Source organism: Galbibacter sp. (genome assembly GCF_048266365.1).
In the GTDB taxonomy this organism is placed as follows: Bacteria; Bacteroidota; Bacteroidia; order Flavobacteriales; family Flavobacteriaceae; genus Galbibacter.
In genome coordinates, this window is the sequence record NZ_JBLWZP010000008.1 from 151,036 (window position 1) to 172,709 (window position 21,674).

A 21,674-nucleotide genomic window follows, 5' to 3' on the forward strand; every position below is an offset into this window, starting at 1 on the left:
TTTATATTCCTAAAATATTTTTTAATTTATTTTCATCTATTTCAGCACCTGCAAAATCATCAAAAGCTCTTTCTGTAGCTTCTATGATATGTTTTTGGATAAAAGGTGCTCCTTCTCTAGCACCTTGCTCAGGGCTCTTAATACAGCATTCCCACTCCATAACTGCCCATACATCACAGCCATATTGTGTCAATTTTGAAAAGATCGTTTTAAAATCGATTTGTCCATCACCCAAAGATCTATATCTACCAGCGCGATCTCCCCAATTGTTATACCCACCAAAGGCACCTTTTTTTCCGGTCGGGTTGAATTCTGAATCTTTTACGTGGAAGGATTTTATGAACTCATGATAATGATCGATATAAGTGATATAATCTAACTGTTGAAGTACAAAATGCGATGGATCGTAGAGGATATTCACTCGTTTGTGATTTCCGGTGGCGGCCAAGAAGCGCTCAAATGTATCTCCGTCGTGAATGTCTTCACCGGGGTGTACTTCATAACAAACATCTACACCATTTTCATCAAATACATTCAAAATAGGTAACCAACGTTTGGCTAACTCTTCAAATCCCATTTCTACCAAACCTTCCGGTCGTTGTGGCCATGGGTGGAAGGTATGCCAAAGCAAGGCTCCTGAAAATGTTGCATGCGCTTTAAGGCCTAAATGATTACTGGCTTTAGCAGCTTTCTTCAGCGTCTCAACAGCCCATGCCGTTCTCGCCTTTGGATTGCCGTGCAAATGCGCAGGAGCAAAGTTGTCAAACATCAAATCATAGGCTGGATTTACTGCTACCAATTGTCCTTGCAGGTGCGTTGACAATTCGGTGATTTCCAGGCCGTAGGAGTTAATGGTACCTTTGAGTTCATCACAATAGGTTTTACTTTCCGCTGCCTTATCTAAATCTATCAAAAAGCTTTCCCATGTTGGGATTTGAATGCCTTTATATCCTAAATCCGCGGCCCATTTACACATACCTTCAAGAGTGTTGAAAGGTGCTTTATTGTCTACAAATTGAGCCAAAAAAACTGCAGGCCCCTTAATTGTCTTCATTTGTTATATTTTTATTGGTCTATATTATGTCTTCTAGTCTAAGCAAGTTATTTAGAAATCTTCGTATTGGAAAACAAATGCTTCTAAATTATCCTTAAAAATCAGCTGGTTTTGTCCAGGCTGCGTTGTTTTTATCACTCTCTACGGCTGCATAAATAAACTGAACGCCTTTTACGCCATCGTGAACGGTGGGATAATCAGGTTTTTCTATTGTTTTATTTTCTAAAGCAGTATAGAGGTGTGTTCCAAAATTTTTATAAATGTTGGCGAAAGCTTCTAAATATCCTTCAGGGTGTCCTTTAGGGACTCTTGAAACTTCTCTAATGTTATCGTATATACCATAACCATCAGGAGTATAGATTTGCTCGGGCTTGCCAATGAATTGAACGCGTAGTCGTGTAGAATTCTCTTGTTCCCATTTGATACTACCTTTAGTCCCATAGACGCGTATCGCAAGGTCGTTCTCCTCACCCACGGCAACTTGTGAAATGGTCATACTGCCTTTGGCGCCGTTTTCCATTCTAAAAAGTAGGTTGCCATCATTATCTAGGGTGCGCCCTTCTCCGATGCGACCCAAATCCGCAGCAATTTCTGTTATGTCCATTGCGGTGATGTATCGAATGAGTTGATCTGCATGTGTTCCAATATCTGCAAGGGAACCGCCAATTCCGGATTTTGTAGGATCAGCACGCCAAGGTTTAATTGAAGCTTGCTCATCAAGCTCATCAGCCATCCATCCTTGCAGGTAGTGTGCCTGTACTTTGATAATATCTCCTATGTCCCCGTTTACAATCATTTGACGCGCCTGTTTAACCATGGCGTTTCCAGAGTAATTATGGGTTAAAGCGAATAGTAGCCCTGTTTCTTTTGCTAAACTTTCAATAGTCTTCGCTTGTTCAACAGTTAGAGTCATTGGTTTATCACATACCACGTGAAAACCATTTTCCAAAGCCATTTTAGCAGGTTCAAAATGTAGGTGATTTGGCGTGACAATGGTCACAAAATCGATACGCTCACCAAGAGGAAGTTGCTTTTCTTTTAGGATCATTTCTTCAAAGCTTCCATAACAACGGTCCTCGTTTAAGTAAAGCGATCTTCCTGTAGCTTTGCTTTTTTCCTCGGTGCTGCTGAAGGCTCCGCCAACAAGTTCAATCATTCCGTCCAATGCAGCGGCTTTACGGTGAACTCCTCCCATAAATGATCCGAGTCCGCCACCAACCATGCCCATTCTTAATTTTCTCATTAGTATACTCCTTTTAATTGTATTTAATAACGTTAAAATACTTAAAAAAATTCTGAATAAAGATTATTTAACTGTTAATCAAATAAGGCTGTGATTGTTGCACAGCCCTATTTTGAATCTCCTACTGGTAAGGTTATAATTTTACCCAAACATTCCCCTTTTGGTGGGATTCAACAACGCGTTCTATAAAGTTCATACCTCTAAAACCGTCATTCATTGTTGGAAACTCACCGGGATGATATTTTTCTTTTCTGATAGCTTTTGCCACCCCTTTGTAGATATTCCCCATAGAATCAAAAATACCTTCCGGGTGTCCGGGAGGAAGTTTTGTACCGTCTAGTGAAAACTCACTGTTGTAAGCATGGCCTGGTTTAAGCACTCTTACCGGTTGATCTTCTGTCAGGTGATATAGGAAATTAGGGTTTTCTTGTTCCCACTTTAAACCACCTTTTTCTCCATAGATGCTAACGGTGAAGTTGTTTTCTTCTCCAGTTGCAATTTGAGAGGTACGCAACAATCCTTTAACATGTTCAGAAAAGCGAAGTAACACCGTTCCGTCTATATCCATTTTGTTGTCGCTATACATATAGTTCAAATCTGACAAAATGCTTTCTACTTCAAGACCGGTAAGGTATTCAATCATATCGTATCCGTGAGTACCAATGTCTCCAATACAACAGCTGATTCCACCTTTTTCAGGATCTAATCTCCAAGTATTTGCTCTTTTTTCTGCATCGTGGATAATAGGGTTAATCCATCCTTGATAATACTGTACATCAACTTTTTGGATTTTACCAATTACCCCGGAGGCAATCATTTCTTTCATTTGTCGCACCATTGGATAACCTGTATAGGTATAGGTAACGGCAAATAACACATCTGATTTATCAAGTGTTTCTTTAAGGATTTGCGCTTCCTCAAAAGAAGTTGTCATAGGCTTTTCACAAATGACATTAAACCCAGATTCGATTAGCTTTTTAGCCATCGGAAAGTGTAAGAAATTTGGCGTTAGTACAGAGACGACTTGCATACGCTGATCTTCCGGAAGTTTTAACTCTTCCTCGATCATTGTATCAAAGTCTTTATAAACTCTACTAGTTGCGATTCCAATATGCTCCGCAAACCCTATATTTTCTTCCGGGACTGGATTGAATACACCTCCAACTAGTTGATAGCTATCGTACATAGAAGACGCAATTCTGTGTAAAACGCCAATAAGCGAATCACCACCGCCTCCTAAAATTCCCAATCGTATTTTCTTGCTCATTTTGCTTGTTAAAAAGTTAAATAGTTAGTACGTGAATTTAAGATAATAATCGGTAATATTAAAACGCAAAAGGCCTTGGTAAATTTCTTTACCAAAGCTCCTTTGCGGTTATTTAGTTTTACTGTTGTTGGTACTCTACCTTTTCGTCCTTGAATAAAAGAGCGAATAGTATAGCTACAGCTAAGGCAAATCCGGCTGGATAGACCCAAATGTCTTGCCAACTGTGTACGCCTTCACTGATTTGAAACTTATCTGTGATAAGTCCTGCAACATAGAAACCAATTAACATACCTACACCATAGGTAGCCAATGTAATTAATCCTTGAGCTGCACTTTTAAATTTCGGTCCCGCCTTGGTGTCGGTGTAAATTTGACCCGAGACGAAAAAGAAATCATAACATATACCGTGTAATGCAATTCCGATAATTAGCATAAAGAGTAACTCACCGGAATCTCCGTAGGCGAATAATAAGTATCGAACTGTCCATGCCAACATACCCGCTATTATAGTCTTTTTAAATCCAAACTTCTTGAAGAAAAATGGAAGTAATAACATAAAGAGGACTTCGGACATTTGTCCAATGGACATTTTGAAAGTTGAATTTTCGACTTGAATTTCTGTCAAGAATGGACTTGCATTTTGATAATAAAAAGCAAGTGGAATGCAAATAAGTACAGAAGCGACAAAGAACAATAGGAAGTTCCTGTCCTTTAATAGACTCAATGCATCTAAACCTAAGATGTCAGAAATATTCATTTTTTCACTCTTGTCTACTTTTGGTGGAGTTTTTGGTAGTGTGAAACTATAAACACCAAGTAGAGCAGATGCGATAGCAGTCATTAAGAAGGTGTTTTTAAGAAGTCCCTGGGCAATTCCTTCTGTAGCATCCCATCCTAAATAACTGATTAGTGAACCTGCAACAATCCATCCGATGGTTCCAAATACTCGGACAAAGGAAAATTGTTTGGCTGGATCAGTCATTTGATTAAATGAAACAGAGTTTACTAAGGCCAAGGTAGGCATGAATACGATCATATAACTAAGCACATAGGGATAAAACACTCCAAAGTCTGTGCTTTGGTACATCATGTACATAAGTAGTGCTCCTATAAGGTGTAGGACTCCTAAAATACGTTCAGCATTAAAATAACGGTCTGCAATGAGTCCGATGATGAATGGTGCAATAATGGCTCCCCATGATTGGGTGGAAAAGGCCATTGCTGATTGTGCCCCGGTGGCTTCAAGGTTACTCCCTAAAAAGGTGCCTAGTGTAACGAACCAACCTCCCCAAATGAAAAATTCTAAGAACATCATTAAGGAAAGTTGAATCTGTGTCTTCTTGTTCATGTTAGCTTGCGTTTAAATTTAATATTTGTAAAATAGTTAATAGTCTAGCTTGTTAATGCTTTTGTTACTTGGATCAAAAGAGCTTTTGTGGCTAAAATACCGTCCTCTTCTGAAAGCTCGTCTCCCTCATACTCAATACCGACATATCCCTTATAACCTGCATCTTTGACAATGTGCATCATTTTTAAAAAATCGATGGTGGTCTCCTGACCTTTGTTGTCAAAGTTAAAAGATTTTGCACTCACACCTTTAGCATAAGGCATTAATTCTTTAACTCCCTTGTATTTGTCATACTCCTCAATACAAGGCGTACTCCAAAGTTCATTTTCTTTTCTTTTAAGACAGAAATTGTCAAAATCCGGAAGTGTACCACAGTTTGACATATTTACGCCCTTCATAACCTTGACCATTAGGGCGCCATTGGACGACAAATAACCGTGATTTTCAACAATGACATTGATATTCTTTTTGGCCGCGTATTGGCAAAGTTCCTTTAGAGACTGCACTGCACCGGATACAAAAAGGTCTTCTTCTAAACTGCCAAAGAGACTCACTCTCATAGAATGGCAGCCTAGTACAGCTGTAGCGTCTGCCCATATTTTGTGATTTTCAACAGCCTTGCGTCTATTGGACTGATCGGCGGATGCCAGCAGTGCTTGCCCATCGTGAAGATCTACCATCATAATTTGGTTGTGCATCCCTAGTGCATCACTTTTTTCTTTGAGCTCCGTTGCAATGTCCATTATCGCTTGGTTGGTATTTCCCCTTTTCTTAATTTCTGGAATATACAATTGACTTACATATTCTAAAGCTTCAAAACCGAGTTCTTTTGCTTTTTGTGCAAAATCCATCGGATTTAAAGTGTTATTTACTATCATTTTGTGTAGCGACCATTGTGCGAGTGATAATTTAACAGTCGGTGTGATTTCAGAAATTAACTTATCCTTATCATTTAAGGATACTTGATTGGAGTTACTTTGTTTGCATGCGTACATTCCTAATAATGAGACTCCAACGATGGAGCAGGTTGCGTTGCTAATAAAGTTTCTTCTCTCCATTTTGACAAAAATAAGGGGTTAAATTTGTTAATTCTTTAATGTTAATATTTCTGTTATATTAAATTCTTAATTAAAAGATTCGTCTAATGTAAAAAATTAATTTATATATTTGGAAAACTACTATAATAAACAAGCGAAAAGTATCATGAGTACATTTTATTACAACTCCCCTGTTGAAGAGTATGACGCCATTGTCGTTGGTACTGGGGTTTCTGGTGGTTGGGCCGCAAAAGAACTTTGCGAGCAAGGCCTTAAAACACTAGTATTGGAACGTGGTCGTATGGTGAAACACCGTGAGGATTATCCAACTGCAAATTTGGATCCTTGGGACATGCCAAACGGCGGAGCTGCGACAGCCGAGGTTAAAAAAAGGAAATATAAACAAGCGAGAACTGGCTATACTGTAAGTGCTTCCAGTGAGCATTTCTTTGTGGATGATCTGAAGCACCCATACAATGAAGATAGGCGTTTTGATTGGATGCGTGGTTATCATGTTGGAGGACGTTCTCTGATGTGGGGAAGACAAAGTTATCGCTTGAGTGATATCGATTTTGAAGCCAACCTAAAAGATGGAATTGCTGTAGACTGGCCGATTCGATATGCTGAAATCAAACCTTGGTATGATAAAGTCGAGAAATATATAGGAGTTAGTGGTGAAAATCTAGGATTACCACAATTGCCGGATGGTGAATTTTTACCACCTATGGACATGAACTGTGTAGAGGATCATTTTAAAAATAAAATTGCTGAGAAATTTACGGATCGTTTGATTACCATTGGTAGGGTCGCTCATATTACTCAAGGAACCAAACCTGGTGATGGAAGAAGTTCTTGTCAGTATAGAAACAGATGTATGAGAGGATGTCCTTTTGGGGCATACTTTAGTAGTAACTCATCTACACTTCCAGCAGCTGAGGCGACAGGAAATATGACTCTCCGACCATTCTCAATTGTACATGAAGTTATGTACGATAAAGAAAGCGGTAGGGCTACAGGAGTTCGAGTAATCGATTCAGAAACTAAAGAAACTTTCGAGTTCAAAGCAAAAGTAATTTTCCTTTGTGCCTCTGCAATTGCTTCTGCTTCTATTTTATTACAATCAAAGTCAGAACGTTTTCCAGACGGAATGGGTAATGATAGTGGAGAACTAGGTCATAACTTAATGGATCACCACTTTAGAGTAGGTGCTAGCGCTAAGTTTGATGGTTTCCAAGATAAGTACTATAAAGGAAGAAGACCAAATGGAATCTACATACCTCGCTTTAGAAACTTAGGAGGAAGTAGCGATAGAAGTGATTTCCTTAGAGGATACGGATATCAAGGTGGTGCCAGTCGTGGAGATTGGTCTGAAGCGATTCAAGAATTGTCTTATGGACAAGAGCTTAAGAAGGCGGTTATGGAGCCAGGTGGATGGACCATGGGTATGACTGCCTTTGGTGAAACATTACCAGATCACAATAACCGTATGTATATGGATTACGATAAAAAAGACGAGTGGGGTCTTCCTACTGTGACTTTTGATGCGGACTTTGGTGAAAACGAACATGCGATGCGTGTTGATATGAAAGAACAGGCTGCTGAAATGCTCGAAGCTACCGGTTTTAAAAACATATCCACTTACGATAGTATAGGAGGAATGGGACTTGGAATTCATGAAATGGGAACTGCACGTATGGGTAAAGATCCTAAAACTTCGGTATTAAACAAAAATAATCAACTTCATGATGTACCAAATGTTTATGTGACAGATGGTGCCTTTATGACCTCTTCAGCTTGTCATAATCCATCTTTGGGTTATATGGCCTTTACAGCAAGAGCTGCAGCCCATGCTGTTGAAGAACTTAAAAAAATGAATTTGTAATACAAGTAATTATGGACAGAAGAAGAGCACTCCGAAATATAGGATTAACAACAGGATTTGTGGTTGCATCTCCAGCGCTTTTGAGTTTACTCCAGAGCTGTACTGCTGAACAAGCAAGTTGGATCCCAGAATTTTTCACTCCTGAAGAAGGAATGGTTTTGACTAATATTGTAGATATTATTATTCCTAAGACCGACACGCCTTCTGCAAGCGAGGTTAATGTTCCACAATTTATCGATAAGTACATCGTAGAAGTAGAATTTGAGGAAGATCAAAAACGTTATAAAAAACGTATGGCAGGTCTAGTGAATCAATTAAAATCCAAATACAGTCAGGACATCGCAGACATTACTCCGGAGCAATACGAAGAGATCGTCGCTGAAAACTTAAAAGTATCAGGTGATAAGCGTGCTGACCTTAACAAGCGTATTAGTATTGAAGGCAATGAAATTAGCATGGATAATGCCGAAAACGAAGAGCAAGATAATGAAGCTTTAGCTTTTGGTATGATCAACGATTTGCGTTGGACTACAATTAACGCCTTTAAGAACAGCCAAAAAATTGGAGAAGAAGTTTTAGCTTATGATCCAGTTCCAGGTGTTTATAATGGATGTGCATCACTAGAGGAATTAACTCAAGGTAGAGTTTGGTCTCTATAAATTAGATAAGAATTTTATTTAAATTTTGTGTCAAACCTCTTCTTTTAGCAACTCGATAATCGTTTAATTTATTAAACCTTATGGAGCTAAGAGAAGAGGTTTTCTTATAGTAGTATATATGGTATATACAAAACTAGATATCCTTAAGTGCCATTAAAAAAGCGGTGAGATCCTTATGACTTCACCGCTTTTTTAATGGTATTGAATAGCGTTACTACTCTTAATTGTCTAGTTTTATCCCCCTATATTTCTGAACCTAAGTTTTAATCCATGAATCAGATAAAATAGCGATGGTACTATAACCAGTGTGAGGAATGTAGCGACAAATAATCCGAAGATCACTGTCCATGCTAAAGGTCCCCAGAATATAACATTATCACCACCCATATAAATATCAGCATCAAACTTAGAAAACAGTGAAAAGAAATCGATATTTAGTCCTATAGCGAGCGGAATCAGGCCTAGAATTGTGGTGATTGCCGTCAGTAAAACGGGACGTAAACGTGCCCGTCCTGCCTCAACTAATATCTGCTGAATTTCTGCTTTAGGTAGTAAATACTTATTGTCATGTATTCCAAGTGCTATTTTTCTTCTGTCGATCAAGATATCAGTATAGTCTAGAAGTACAACTCCGTTATTTACTACAATACCCGCTAAGGAAATGATACCCATCATGGTCATCATGATCACAAATGGCCACCCAGTGATGATTAATCCTCCAAAAACTCCCAAGAAGCTCAGAAATACAGCTAGCATAATGATGGTCGCTTTTGAAATGGAGTTAAATTGAAAGATCAGAATGAACATAATCAATCCAAGACCTGCAAAGAAAGCCGTGATCAAAAAAGACATTTGTTTGTTTTGCTCTTCAATTTGCCCGGTGTAGTCAATATGAATGTTTTGAGGCACATCGAAACTTGTCATTTCCTTTTGGATCTTTCCAACTACAGCACCTGCATCTGTATAGCCGGCAGTCAACCCAGAATAGACTGTTACGACCCTTTTTAAATCTCGATGCTTTATAGCACTGAAAGATGAGGTGTTTTGTTTGGTGGCAACTGCTGATACTGGAATTTCCTTAATTTCTCCACTGACTTGATCCCTGAATATGATATTTTGATCAAACAAGGCACTTGGGTTGTACCTGAGTGACTTGTTAAAACGCACATAAATATCGTAATCTTCGCCACCTTCTTTATAGATTCCTGCTTTTTCACCAAAAATAGATCGTCTTAACTGGTTTCCAACCTGCCCGGTTGATACGTCGAGTTGTCCGGCTTTTTGCCGATCAACTTTAACAATCATTGCCGGCTTACCTTTGTTGACATCAATTTTAAGTTCATCTACTCCTGCAACGTTTCGACTGTTGATATAGTCACGCATTTTTTCCGCGGTAGCGATAAGCTCATCGTAATTATCACCACTTAATTCAATATTAACTGGATAGCCCACTGGAGGGCCAACAGCATCCTTTTCTACTGAAATGGCCACACCTGGGTAGATGCCTTTCACAGCTTGTTGTACTTTTTGCCGAAGGATCTCACTGTCCATACCACGTCTGAATTTATATTCTCTCATGGTAGCAGTAATCTTTCCTTTATGGGGCATTTCTGCACTAGAACCACCATCGGTTTGTGGGTTTCCAGCGCCTTCACCTACTTGGGACACGGCAGACTCTACCATAAAGTTATATCCGTTGTCCATATACTGCTCATCATTTAAGACGGCATAGACTCTCTTTTCAATGTCTTTGGTGATAGCATTGGTCCTGTCAATATCTGTACCCTGTGGATATTCGATATAGACAATAATTTGATTTGGCTTGTTGTCTGGAAAGAATTCTACCTTGGTCCTTCCAGCACCTAATGATGCTCCAAATCCCATAAAGACTATAATCAATATGATAAAAGTTCCTAAGGTATAATAAAAAGGTCTTCTTCCTGTTATTGTTTTTTGTAAGAAGTTTTTGTAACCATTTTCCAAACGGGTAAGGGTGTGTTCTTGAAAATAATCAGCAGCCCCTTTTATCCAATATCGATAGCACCAGAACATGATGGCTGTCGCGATCATCACCGTTCCTAAGCCTCTTAGTTCTCCTCCGAAAATCAAAATTAAAATCCCTGGAATTATCAGAATGAAACTTAGACGTATCAGTTGCTTTCTGGTTAAGCGCTTTTCACTGGTATCCATAAACTGTGAAATCAATACTGAGTTCATGAAAATGGCTACCACTAGAGATGATCCTAGCACCACTGAAAGCGTTATTGGAAAAAATTTCATGAATTCACCCATCATACCTGGCCACATACCAAGAGGAATGAATGCCGCTACAGTTGTTGCCGTGGAAATGATAATAGGAAAGGCAATTTCTCCAATTCCTTTTTTTGCTGCTTCTATTCGTGATTTACCTTCTTCATCCATCAAACGGTAGACATTTTCCACTACCACAATTCCGTTGTCCACCAGCATCCCTAATCCCATGATTAAACCAAATAGAATCATGGTGTTAAGGGTATAGCCCAATAATTGTAGTATCATAAAGGACATGAACATGGACATTGGTATAGCAAACCCAACAAATAAAGCGTTTCTAAAGCCTAAAAAGAACATCAAAACCCCGACCACTAGGATGATACCGAAAATAATATTATTGACAAGGTCACGTACTTGATTTAGCGTTTGTGAGGACTGATCGTTTGCGATGCTAATGCTTATATCCGGTGGAAGTTGATCGCTTTTTTTGGCTTGCTCCAGAATCTTGGCGATCTTTTCTGAGGCCTCAATCATATTTTTACCAGCCCTTTTTTTAACATCCAACATGACCACACTTTCTCCAAACTCTCTTGCAAAAGTAGTTTTGTCTTCTTCCTGGAATCTAACAGTGGCAATATCTCTTAGATACACCATTCCACCATTAGATTTTACGACGAAATCATTGAGCTGCTTTGGATCTTGAATTTCGCCCAAAATGCGAATAGTTCGTCTTTGTCCACTTACAACCATGTTCCCGGCAGAGGTGGTCACATTACCATTACGAATCGTATTTAGGACATCGTCAAAGTTAATTTGAGCTGCCATCATTTTATAGACATCTACCGCTACTTCAACTTCTTTTTCCTGTGCGCCTCGGATATCTACTTGTTTTATTTCTGGAAGCGACTCTATTACATCTTCTAAATACTCTCCGTATTCTTTTAATTTCTCAACGGGATAATCACCTTGAATATTAATATTCATAATAGGCATCTCCTCAGATAAATTCAAATCAAATACATTGGGCTCCACTTTGGCGCCGTTAAATACAGGCCAATCCTCACCTGCTTTTTCCGCATCTACCTCATCTTTTACCTTTTGTTTTGCTGACTCCACAGATATATTTTCATCAAATTCCACTGTGATAATCGCGTAATCTTCCTGAGAAGTTGAAATGATCTCAACTACATTGCTGAGGTTTCTGAGTTCCTCCTCTAGTGGGTCAGTTAATAAACGTTCAATATCTTCAGCAGTATTCCCCGGATAGGGTGTGCTGATATAAATTTTAGTTTCTTTAACTTCTGGAAAGGACTCTCTTGGCATACCGAGATACGCGGAAACTCCCATAAAAAGCATTAATGCTATGACAACATAAATAGTTGTTTTGTTTTCAATTGCCCATGAGGATAATTGAAATTCCTTTTCTGCATTCTTATCTACTGAGCTCATGGACTACTGTTTTAGTATTTTTACCTTCTGGCCTTCTTGTACACTACGAGCTCCTTCTTTAATAAGATAATCGCCAGCTTTAATACCGCTAATAATTTCCACAAGATCTCCCTGGGTTTTACCTGTTTCCACTATCGCCTGATGCACTTCTGCCTGACCATCATCTTGAATTTCGGATGCAATATAAAGGTATTGTTGACCATCTGAATTTTCAGATATGATACTTTGAGGGAGTAGAAAAGTACTGTTGTTGGTGTAATCGTTAATCACTACTTTAGCAGTGAGATTTGGCTTTATCATACGGTCTTTGTTAGGCACGTTAATCTCTATTTTAAAAGTCCTATTACTCGGATTGATATAATTGCTCACCTGACGTATTTCAGTGTCCACCTTTTTTCCCAATACCGGAAAAACAGCAATAACATCAGTGCCTTTCTCAATGCTTGGTAAGTATCTTTCCGGAACCTCAGTTTCTATGTACATCTGATCAAGACTTACAATTCTTAGGATGGGCGTTCCTATAGAGATATTAGACCCTTGCTCTGAGGTAATGTGTTCTATGGTTCCATTGAAAGGAGCTACGACTCTAGCTTTAGACAATTGCTTCTCCAATTGGGTTACGGCACTTTTATTGGACTCATATTGCGTTTTAGCTTGTAGGAACTGAATTTCAGAACCTATATTTTGATCCCATAATCTTTTTTGACGCTCGAAGGTGGTCTCAGCTAAATTTGATTGTGCTTTAAGCTGAGCTAGTTGTGCTTCTAGCCCACCGTCATCAATTTGTGCAAGGAGCTGTCCCTTTCTTACTTTTTCTCCTTCGGTCACAAAAACACGCTGTAGCGTACCAGAGTATTCTGCATTGACAAGGATATTTTCTTTTGTAGTGACATTACCCTGTAATTCAATAAAGTGTTTAAACAGGGTGTCTTTAGCCTTAATTGCAGTTACTAAAGTTAAGTTTACTGTGGTGTCCAAGGCCTTGGCAGCGGCACTCAATTTTTGTATATCCATGCCCAACTGGTCATGTTGTTCAGTCAAGGCATCTAATTGAGCTCGTATTTCTTTTAAATTTCTATTTTCAATAGTCTCATCTACTGAAGGATTCTTACTGCCACAAGAAATAAGGAAAAGTGTTGATATGAATATTAATGAAGCTTTTTTCATCAGTGCTTTTTTTAGTTTTGATCTGTTTTGTTGTTGAGTAAATCTGGTTCGTTAATCACGGTTTCTAAAGCCACCTTGGTGTCAATGACCTTTTTCATAGAGTCGATATATTCCTGCTGTGCAGTGTAGAGCTGTATTTGAGCCTGTCTTAGTTCGAAACTGCTACTAATTCCTTCTCTGTATTTAATTCTATTTTTCTTTTCTATCCCTTCTGCTAATTTTAAATTTTCTTCTGAAGTATGATAGTTTTCAATGGCGTACTCAAAATTACTTTGAGCTCGATCCAACTCTAGACGGATTTGTTGTGAGGTATACGTAAAGTCTGTTTTGGCTTGATCCAGGGCAATTTTTGCTTGCTGGGTTCTGGCACTACGCTGTAGGGAGCTAAAAATAGGAACTTCCATGCTCACACCAAATATAGAGGACTGATACCAAGAAGTTTCACTGTCAAAGAATACAAAATCATTGTCAAAAGCGCTGGTACCGTAATTTACAAAACCGCTAATTCTAGGTAATGCTTTACTTTTTTCTAGTTGGACCTCAAGTTCTCTTTGTTTGGTGAGGTTTTTTGCGATACGATAATCTACATTATTCTCAAAATTGAATTGTTGCTCTTCAAGCAGCATTCCGATACTCTGCTCTGCGAGTGATTTTAAGTCATCTTCAAGAGCGGCTTGAGCATCTACCGGAATACCTAGAGAAAGGTTAAACATCTGCTTCGAGATTAATTCCAAACGCTTGGCATTTCTCAGGTCGTTAGTAATTTGGGCGGTTGTAATCTGCAATTGTTCTACATCCTCAGCTTCCACTAAGCCATTTTCATACATCGCCTTGGTCTCATTGAGGTTAGAAGTTATTGTCTTCAAGTTGCTTTCTAAAATTCGGATACCCTCTTGTGCTACTAAAACACCGCCATAAGCGTTTATGACCCCTTCCCTTACCTGAAGTAAATTCTTCTCGTTTGCATTTTCATTGTATTCGACAAAAACCTTGGAAGCTTTTAATCCTACTAGATAAGATCCGTCAAAAATCAATTGAGTAAGTGTGGCCGTAAGTGACATCTGTTGTTTAGTTCCGAAATTAACAGGAACAAATGTTCCGGGTTCACCTCCGGCTATTTCGCCGGGAATTAATGTTACGGGTTGTTTCAACATGTTTTGATAATCCACTACTCCATTAATTTGAGGCAGACCGGCAGCAGTAGTTTCCCATTTACTTTTTAAAGCCTTGGCTATTTCTCTTCTTGAATTTACCGCAGTATAACTACTGTCTAATGCAAATTCAACAGCTTCTTCCAAAGTGAAGCTATAGTCACGCTGTTGGGAAAACCCTAGGGTAGTACATAGTGTGATACTTATGATGATTAATGCTCTCATCGATTTGATTGATTTGTGTTTTCGTTACTAAAATCCTTTAAAATTTCTAGTCCTAAATCTGTGGCTATGGCTCTGATGTGATATTCAAGAAATTTATGAGCAAGGTCACTAGGGGCGAACATTTCCACTGGAAACAGGTCTGTGTCTTTAATGCCCAACATACCATTAACATAGATGCGTGTTGCAAAAGCTACATCTATTTCAGCACGGTACATTTTACATGAGATACCTTTTAGAATGTTTTGTTGCAAACAATCAGCGATCACCTCAAGTTGTTTGTAGTATAATCTATTATAGATCTTAGGGTAGTATTTTTTGAGTTGGAACTGGGGTGAAGACTTTTCATCCTTGAGATAATCACTGACGAATTTTTTAATCTGAAAAAGCTCCTCAATAGGATTATCTGTGGCCTCACAAATAAAGTTGATTCCACTACTGATGGACTCGAACAAATAAAAAGTAGCAGATTCTACTAACGCAGTTTTGGTGTTAAAATGCTGATATATTGTTTTTTTGGAAATGCCCAATTCCAGTGCAATGTCGTCCATGGTAACGCTTTTAAATCCTAGATTTAAAAACATTTCTGTTGCTTTATCTAATATTTTATCCTTCATAATCAGTGGCAAATATAAAACGGAAACTTTAAAAACCAAAAAAGTTTCCGTAGTATTAAAAGAATTTAACATTACAATTTCAATCGCCCCTTTTTTAAATATGGTATTTTAGCAAAAAAATTACCTTATGTTATCTATTGATGCCTACCGTGACATATTTTTAAGTCATTTGAAACAAGAAGTTATTGTTCGGGATCCTGAAAATTTGTATCAACCAATTGATTATATCTTAAATCTTGGTGGTAAAAGATTAAGGCCAGTACTTACCCTAATGACGGCTGACTTATTTGGAAGGAAGCATCAAGAAGCGATGAAGGCTGCCATGGCTATTGAGATTTTTCACAACTTTTCACTAGTGCATGATGATATCATGGATGATGCCCCACTGCGTAGAGGAAAACAAACGGTACACGAAAAATGGGATCTAAACACTGGTATTTTATCTGGCGATGCCATGCTTATTGTGGCCTATCAGTTTTTTGAGCATTACCCTGCAGAAACTTTTAAGGAATTGGCCAAATTATTCAGTAAGACAGCTATTGAAGTCTGTGAAGGACAACAGTATGATGTAGACTTTGAAGCTAGGGATGATGTCCAGATAGATCAGTATTTAAAAATGATAACTTTCAAAACAGCCGTTCTAGTTGGGGCTGCCATGAAAATGGGAGCTATTGTGGCTAAGGCTTCACCGGAAGATGCCAATGCCATCTATGACTTTGGTTTAAATTTGGGAATCGCTTTTCAATTGATGGACGATTATTTAGATTGCTTTGGTGACCCAGAAACCTTCGGTAAACAACTAGGAGGGGATATCATTGAAAACAAAAAGACATTTTTATATTTGAAAACATTGGAGAATTTGCCTTCCGCTCAGGCTATGCAACTACACCATTTGTTTTCTATTACTCCTGAAGATACTTCAGATAAAATTCAAGCTGTAAAAGAACTTATGGTCTCCAGCGGTGCAGCGCAGCAGACTCAAAAAGAAATTGAAAGCTATACACATAAGGCACTTCAAATTCTTGAAGGTATGACCATAGAGGCTTCTAAAAAGGCCATATTAAAGGACTTTGCTATCGCCTTAATGAATCGAGAAATTTAATAACAATTCGAATTAAGTACTGCTAATCAATAATTTGTTTATTAGAATATGTGTTTTATTGTTTTAAATTATTAATTTAGCCTAGTCTAAATATTTATTTACGTATTGTAAAATATATTTTTTCTAACTAATAAACTATGACGTACTCAGAGGAGGATTATATCAAAGCGATCTACCATTTATCAAAAGATCCCAAGAGCTATGCTTCCACCAGTGCTATTGCAGCTCGATTGGACACAAAAGCTTCTTCTGTCACTGATATGATTCAAAAATTATCCGACAAGAAGGTAGTTCATTATAAAAAGTATCAAGGGGTTCGACTCACCGAAAAGGGAGAGGTTTATGCTGCTTCCATTGTTAGAAAACATCGTTTGTGGGAGTATTTCCTAGTGGAGAAACTTAATTTTTCTTGGGATGAGGTTCATGATGTTGCTGAAGAACTGGAACATATTAAAAGTGATAAACTAATCGAGCGTTTAGACGCCTTTTTGGATTACCCAAAAAGGGATCCGCATGGAGATCCTATTCCTGATGAATTTGGTAAGCTACCCGATATTAAAAAGGTGTTACTCTCTAATTTAAATGCCGATCAATCCGGAATTGTTATTGGAGTTAAGGACTCCTCTTCAAAGTTCCTTAGATATCTGGACAAACTTGATATCGCCTTGGGAACATCTATTAGGGTTCTCGATAAAGAAGCCTTCGATAATTCCATGACTATTTTGATTGATGAAAAAATAATTAACATCTCTGCGCTTACCGCAGCAAACATCTTTATAAAAACATAATTTTAAAACTATATGTTTGATTCTCTAATACAATTCTTTGAAGAAATAGATCCTGTGGTGGGAGCCTTATTGGCGACTACTTTTACTTGGTTAGTTACAGCGGCTGGTGCTGCCTTGGTTTTCCTGTTCAAGGAGATGAAGCGTGCAGCTCTAGATGGTATGCTGGGTTTTACTGGTGGGGTAATGGTGGCCGCAAGTTTTTGGAGCCTTCTAGCTCCCGCTATAGAAATGAGTGATGGAGAAGGTTTTGCGAAAGTTGCACCAGCTGCTATTGGATTTGGACTTGGAGCGTTATTCCTTTTTAGCCTAGATAAAATCCTACCGCATTTGCACATAAATTTCAAGCCCAATGAATCTGAAGGAGTGCCAACCAAGCTTAATCGTACCATGTTATTGACCCTTGCCATAACGCTTCATAACATTCCTGAAGGATTGGCTGTTGGAGTGCTCTTTGGTGGTGTAGCTGCTGGTATTCCGGAAGCTTCTATTGCCGGGGCTGTAACCCTGGCAATAGGAATTGGAATTCAAAATTTTCCAGAAGGAATTGCAGTTTCCATGCCTTTGCGTAGACAAGGACTTAGCCGGAAGAAAAGTTTTTTCTACGGACAACTTTCTGCTATTGTAGAACCCATCGCCGGGGTAGTTGGAGCTCTGGCTGTAACCTTTTTTACGCCAATCCTACCATACGCTTTGGCTTTCGCCGCAGGTGCTATGATTTTTGTTGTTGTTGAGGAAGTAATACCGGAAACACAGCAGGATCGCTATACAGATATCGCCACTTTAGGGTTTATGGGAGGATTTATAGTGATGATGACTCTTGATGTGGCTTTGGGTTAATTTGACCCGGATGTATGGTCACTAACGATAAGCCAACTTTGGTCGAATTTTTTCCAATTTAGGGTGAAATAACCACTGAGGTCACCAATGCTTCTTTTAAGGTGAAACTTTCCAATCATTTGGGCTACACCTTTTGAAAGTGATTCTAATTTGATCACTTTAAAGGTTAATTCTCCCATAGCAGTAGTATCTGGATAGCCTTTTAAATAACGTTGCTTGGTGTCTTCCCATCCGAAAATGGGACCGGAAGATCCGTTAAAGACCAGTTGTTCAGACTTCCAATAACCTTCCATATATTCCTGTATGTCACCTTGATTCCATGCCAATCGCTGATCCTCAAGTACCTTTAAAATTGTATTTCTGTCCTCGGGAGAAAGGGAATCTTGAGCAATGCCCATATACATTCCAAAAAGGCTTATAAATGTGAGTAACAGTTTTTTCATAACAATGCGTTGGTCTGCTTAATCGAGTAAATCTAGTGAACGTTCCATGGAATATAATTCTGGCCAATTTTGCAGTTGTGCCTGCTTATAGACCTCTAGTAATCGATCTTTATAATCTTGAATAAGTCCGTGGGCTGTGCTGTATTTTACCGCTTCATCAAATGAATTGGCCATACTTTTGTAAAAGGCTGGTTGTTTTAATTGGCGGTGTTCATTGTAGGTTTGTGCTATCTCTATATTAAACCACATCACATCAGCAATTAGCATAGGACTTACCCCAATATCGATAAAATGTTTGATGAATTTTTGTGCAATGGATCTTCTGGCTCTAGCTTTTCGCCGTTTAACCGGGAAATATTCATTGGCAATCTTGGCTTTCGCCTGATCAATCAGTTTATCTTCCTGTGGGTTAAACGCAAAATCATAAAATACTTTGACTTCCTTAAACCTTGCGTAAAGGTCGATTATTTGAAGTTCAAGTTCCTTTTTTTTGAGCGTTGCTACATATTTTTTTAATTCTCGTTTGGACATACTAGTGACAACCGTTGCACTCGTTTCCACCACAAGAATTGTTTCCTTTCTTACCTAGAATTGTTGCTAGGACTTTTGGAAACGCATATTTTAATAACAAATATCCAAATGCTAACAAAACGATGATATAGACTAAGATGGTTTGAATATCCATGATGTATTATTTTAAAAGTTGATATGCTATTAAAGCAGTAATATAAGCAAAACCAGTCATAAATACTAATTGTAGTATTGGCCATTTCCATCCGTTGGTCTCTTTTTTCACAATGGCTATTGTACTCATACATTGCATTGCAAAGGCATAGAACAACAGTAGTGAAATTCCGGAGGCTAGGTTAAATACAAGCTGATTAGTACCTGGATGTACCTCCTGAGCCATACGGCTTTTTATAGTTCCTTCTTCCTCACTGCCTACACTGTAAATGGTCGCAAGGGTGCCTACAAATACTTCTCTAGCCGCAAATGAACTTATTAATGCGATCCCGATTTTCCAATCATAACCCAGTGGAGTGATGACAGGTTCAATAGCATGGCCGGCAATTCCTATATAAGAATTTCGTAGCTTATAGGAGCTGATATTTGTTAGGAGTTCATGCTCGCTTATGTTTTGACTTTCGGGCTGGGCTTTAACGATAGACTCTGCCTTATCAAAAGTATTTGCCGGACCATTTGTTGCCAAGAACCAAAGTATTATGGATATTGCCAAAATGATCTTACCTGCACCAAATACAAAGCTTTTGGTTTTTTCAATTACCGTAATGGCTACATTTTTGAGTAAGGGGAGTTTATAGTTTGGCATTTCCACTACAAAAAAAGATCTGCTCTTAACTCGCAAGACCTTATTTAATGCCCATGCCGAAAGTACGGCAGTTAAAAATCCAAGTAGATACATCACCATTAAGGTCAAACCTTGTAGGTTCATTCCTAGAAATTCCTTATCAGGGATAACAAGCGCAATGATGATAAGATATACTGGTAATCGAGCAGAACAGGTTACAAATGGAGTTACCAAAATAGTTATTAAACGTTCCTTCCAATTTTCTATGTTTCGAGTTGCCATTACTGCCGGGATAGCACAGGCAGTACCAGAGATTAGAGGTACAACACTTTTTCCTGACAAACCAAATTTTCTCATAATTCTATCCATCAAAAACACCACCCTACTCATATAGCCGGACTCTTCGAGTATGGCAATAAATAGGAATAAAAAGGCGATCTGCGGGATAAAAATAACTATACCCCCAAGTCCGGGAATGATTCCTTGTGCAATAAGATCAGTAAGTGCACCTGCTGGAAGTATATCGTTTGCCCATTCGCTAAAACTGGCAAATAACCCGTCAATGAAGTCCATAGGGTAGCTACTCCAATCGAATATGGCTTGGAAAATGAGTAACATGATTAAAAAGAAAACCACGTATCCCCAGACTTTATGTGTCAATACGCGGTCAAATGATGCTCTTAATCCTTTGGCTGATGTAGCGTCAATAGTATATCCTTTTTGCAGTACATGATTTATAAACTGGTAACGCTTCACCGTTTCTTGGTGTTGCATTTTTTTGAGTTCTGATTCAGATTTTGTCGAAAACGCTGAAGTGTCATCTACAAGTTTTCGGTCGAGGTTCACAAAATTGACATCCTGGGTTATCACTAACCACAACTTATAAAGATTTTGGTTTGGAAAGGCATTTTGTAATCCTTCAAAATACTCAGGAGCGATGGTTTTAATGTCTATACATTGATCTGAAGGGAGATCTCTATAATTTGCTATTAATTCTTTGAGTTGGTTAATACCGGTGTTTTTACGGGTACTTATAACAGCGATTTTAGTATGGAGTTCTTTTTCGAGGCGTTCTATGTTTAGGGAGATCCCTTTACGCTTCATACGGTCTGCCATATTTATAACAAGAATGGCAGGTATTTTTAGATCCTTGATTTGGGTAAATAGGAGTAAGTTTCTTTTGAGATTCTCAACATCACTAATAACTACGGCAACATCGGGATAATTCTTGTCATTTTTATTGAGCAATAACTCAATAACAATGTTCTCATCTAATGAAGTTGCATTTAAACTGTAGGTTCCCGGCAAATCAATGATGTGTGCTTTGGTACCTCTTGATAATTTGGAGAGTCCTTCTTTTTTTTCAACAGTAATCCCAGGATAGTTTCCAACTCGTTGATTTAAGCCAGTCAAAGCATTAAAAATAGAAGTCTTCCCGGTATTAGGATTCCCTATAAGGGCAACATTTATTTGTTTACTCATAAGGAACCATTTTCTTTGATCTTATCAATTTCTATTTCAAGGGCTGTCGAACGACGAATCGTTAGAAAAGAGCCGTTGATATTGAGGTATAAAGGGTCTTTAAATGGTGCAATTTGCAAGAGTTCTACTTGATTACCGGGTAAGCAGCCCAGTTCAAGTAGTTTTATTGGAATAACATCAGTGGAAAATCCTTTTATTATGGCACTTTGGCCTTTTTTCAGATGTGCTATAGTTAATTTCAAAACCTTATTTAGATTGAATTTAAGTAAGCAAAAGTAGCACAAAAAAAAGGTTTAATGAAATAAATCAAACTTGTTTATACTTTTGTGAAGTTAAAAGTTTTTGAATGTCGTCTTAAAGCCTT

At 38.3% G+C, this 21,674-nt stretch carries 18 protein-coding genes; 5 read left to right on the plus strand and 13 right to left on the minus strand.

Features of this window, described 5'->3' with window-relative positions:
- Position 1 precedes the first annotated feature (1 nt).
- The 5 genes from ACN0TV_RS12720 to ACN0TV_RS12740 form a co-directional block, all read right to left on the minus strand.
- Positions 2 to 1,054, minus strand: coding sequence for a sugar phosphate isomerase/epimerase family protein (locus ACN0TV_RS12720; RefSeq protein ID WP_417363298.1), 1,053 nt, complete (start codon positions 1,052 to 1,054; stop codon positions 2 to 4).
- Between the two features lie 94 nt (positions 1,055 to 1,148).
- Entirely contained in the window at positions 1,149 to 2,297 is a 1,149-nt protein-coding gene (locus ACN0TV_RS12725) for a Gfo/Idh/MocA family protein (RefSeq protein WP_417363299.1), read from the minus strand.
- Between the two features lie 133 nt (positions 2,298 to 2,430).
- The gene (locus tag ACN0TV_RS12730) at positions 2,431 to 3,564 is read right to left on the minus strand and encodes a Gfo/Idh/MocA family protein (protein ID WP_417363300.1); all 1,134 of its coding nucleotides are present in this window, start codon (positions 3,562 to 3,564) and stop codon (positions 2,431 to 2,433) included.
- 118 nt (positions 3,565 to 3,682) lie between these two features.
- Positions 3,683 to 4,912, minus strand: coding sequence for a nucleoside permease (locus ACN0TV_RS12735; protein ID WP_417363301.1), 1,230 nt, complete (start codon positions 4,910 to 4,912; stop codon positions 3,683 to 3,685).
- A gap of 44 nt (positions 4,913 to 4,956) precedes the next feature.
- Positions 4,957 to 5,970, minus strand: a complete 1,014-nt coding sequence (locus ACN0TV_RS12740; RefSeq protein WP_417363302.1) for a sugar phosphate isomerase/epimerase family protein — start codon at positions 5,968 to 5,970, stop codon at positions 4,957 to 4,959.
- 145 nt (positions 5,971 to 6,115) lie between these two features.
- Between ACN0TV_RS12740 and ACN0TV_RS12745 the strand changes: the two genes are divergently transcribed.
- Positions 6,116 to 7,831 (plus strand): GMC oxidoreductase, encoded by a 1,716-nt coding sequence (locus tag ACN0TV_RS12745; RefSeq protein WP_417363303.1) that lies wholly within the window; start codon positions 6,116 to 6,118, stop codon positions 7,829 to 7,831.
- A gap of 11 nt (positions 7,832 to 7,842) precedes the next feature.
- Positions 7,843 to 8,490 carry a gluconate 2-dehydrogenase subunit 3 family protein gene (locus ACN0TV_RS12750; RefSeq protein ID WP_417363304.1) on the plus strand — a complete coding sequence of 216 codons (648 nt, stop codon included), beginning with the start codon at positions 7,843 to 7,845 and terminating at the stop codon, positions 8,488 to 8,490.
- Between the two features lie 234 nt (positions 8,491 to 8,724).
- On the opposite strand, the gene ACN0TV_RS12755 is transcribed toward ACN0TV_RS12750, so the two are convergent.
- From ACN0TV_RS12755 to ACN0TV_RS12770, 4 genes are read right to left on the minus strand one after another with little or no spacing between them, the layout of a single operon-like run.
- A complete protein-coding gene (locus ACN0TV_RS12755; protein ID WP_417363305.1) occupies positions 8,725 to 12,192 on the minus strand; it encodes an efflux RND transporter permease subunit in 3,468 nt (1,155 codons plus the stop codon).
- 3 nt (positions 12,193 to 12,195) lie between these two features.
- A complete protein-coding gene (locus tag ACN0TV_RS12760) occupies positions 12,196 to 13,359 on the minus strand; it encodes an efflux RND transporter periplasmic adaptor subunit (RefSeq protein WP_417363306.1) in 1,164 nt (387 codons plus the stop codon).
- 11 nt (positions 13,360 to 13,370) lie between these two features.
- Positions 13,371 to 14,735 carry a TolC family protein gene (locus tag ACN0TV_RS12765; protein ID WP_417363307.1) on the minus strand — a complete coding sequence of 455 codons (1,365 nt, stop codon included), beginning with the start codon at positions 14,733 to 14,735 and terminating at the stop codon, positions 13,371 to 13,373.
- Positions 14,732 to 15,349 (minus strand): TetR/AcrR family transcriptional regulator, encoded by a 618-nt coding sequence (locus ACN0TV_RS12770; RefSeq protein WP_417363308.1) that lies wholly within the window; start codon positions 15,347 to 15,349, stop codon positions 14,732 to 14,734. The genes ACN0TV_RS12765 and ACN0TV_RS12770 overlap by 4 nt, the downstream gene beginning before the upstream one ends.
- A gap of 127 nt (positions 15,350 to 15,476) precedes the next feature.
- Between ACN0TV_RS12770 and ACN0TV_RS12775 the strand changes: the two genes are divergently transcribed.
- The 3 genes from ACN0TV_RS12775 to ACN0TV_RS12785 all read left to right on the plus strand — a co-directional run bounded on the left by ACN0TV_RS12775 (position 15,477) and on the right by ACN0TV_RS12785 (position 18,076).
- Positions 15,477 to 16,451: a polyprenyl synthetase family protein gene (locus ACN0TV_RS12775; RefSeq protein ID WP_417363309.1), complete on the plus strand. Its 975-nt coding sequence runs from the start codon at positions 15,477 to 15,479 to the stop codon at positions 16,449 to 16,451.
- Positions 16,452 to 16,588: 137 nt separating this feature from the next.
- On the plus strand, positions 16,589 to 17,239 hold the full coding sequence (locus ACN0TV_RS12780; RefSeq protein WP_417363310.1) for a metal-dependent transcriptional regulator: 651 nt from the start codon (positions 16,589 to 16,591) through the stop codon (positions 17,237 to 17,239).
- A gap of 12 nt (positions 17,240 to 17,251) precedes the next feature.
- Complete coding sequence (locus tag ACN0TV_RS12785) at positions 17,252 to 18,076, plus strand: ZIP family metal transporter (RefSeq protein ID WP_417363311.1); 825 nt, start codon at positions 17,252 to 17,254, stop codon at positions 18,074 to 18,076.
- Here the strand turns inward: ACN0TV_RS12785 and ACN0TV_RS12790 are convergent.
- From ACN0TV_RS12790 to ACN0TV_RS12805, 4 genes are all read right to left on the minus strand, one after another.
- On the minus strand, positions 18,073 to 18,519 hold the full coding sequence (locus tag ACN0TV_RS12790; RefSeq protein WP_417363312.1) for a YybH family protein: 447 nt from the start codon (positions 18,517 to 18,519) through the stop codon (positions 18,073 to 18,075). The two genes, ACN0TV_RS12785 and ACN0TV_RS12790, sit on opposite strands and share 4 nt — an antisense overlap.
- A gap of 18 nt (positions 18,520 to 18,537) precedes the next feature.
- Complete coding sequence (locus tag ACN0TV_RS12795; RefSeq protein ID WP_417363325.1) at positions 18,538 to 19,050, minus strand: DUF6155 family protein; 513 nt, start codon at positions 19,048 to 19,050, stop codon at positions 18,538 to 18,540.
- Positions 19,051 to 19,210: 160 nt separating this feature from the next.
- Positions 19,211 to 21,310: a ferrous iron transport protein B gene (feoB, locus tag ACN0TV_RS12800; RefSeq protein ID WP_417363313.1), complete on the minus strand. Its 2,100-nt coding sequence runs from the start codon at positions 21,308 to 21,310 to the stop codon at positions 19,211 to 19,213.
- Positions 21,307 to 21,552: a FeoA family protein gene (locus ACN0TV_RS12805; RefSeq protein WP_417363314.1), complete on the minus strand. Its 246-nt coding sequence runs from the start codon at positions 21,550 to 21,552 to the stop codon at positions 21,307 to 21,309. Before ACN0TV_RS12805 ends, feoB begins: the two co-directional genes overlap by 4 nt.
- Positions 21,553 to 21,674 lie beyond the last annotated feature (122 nt).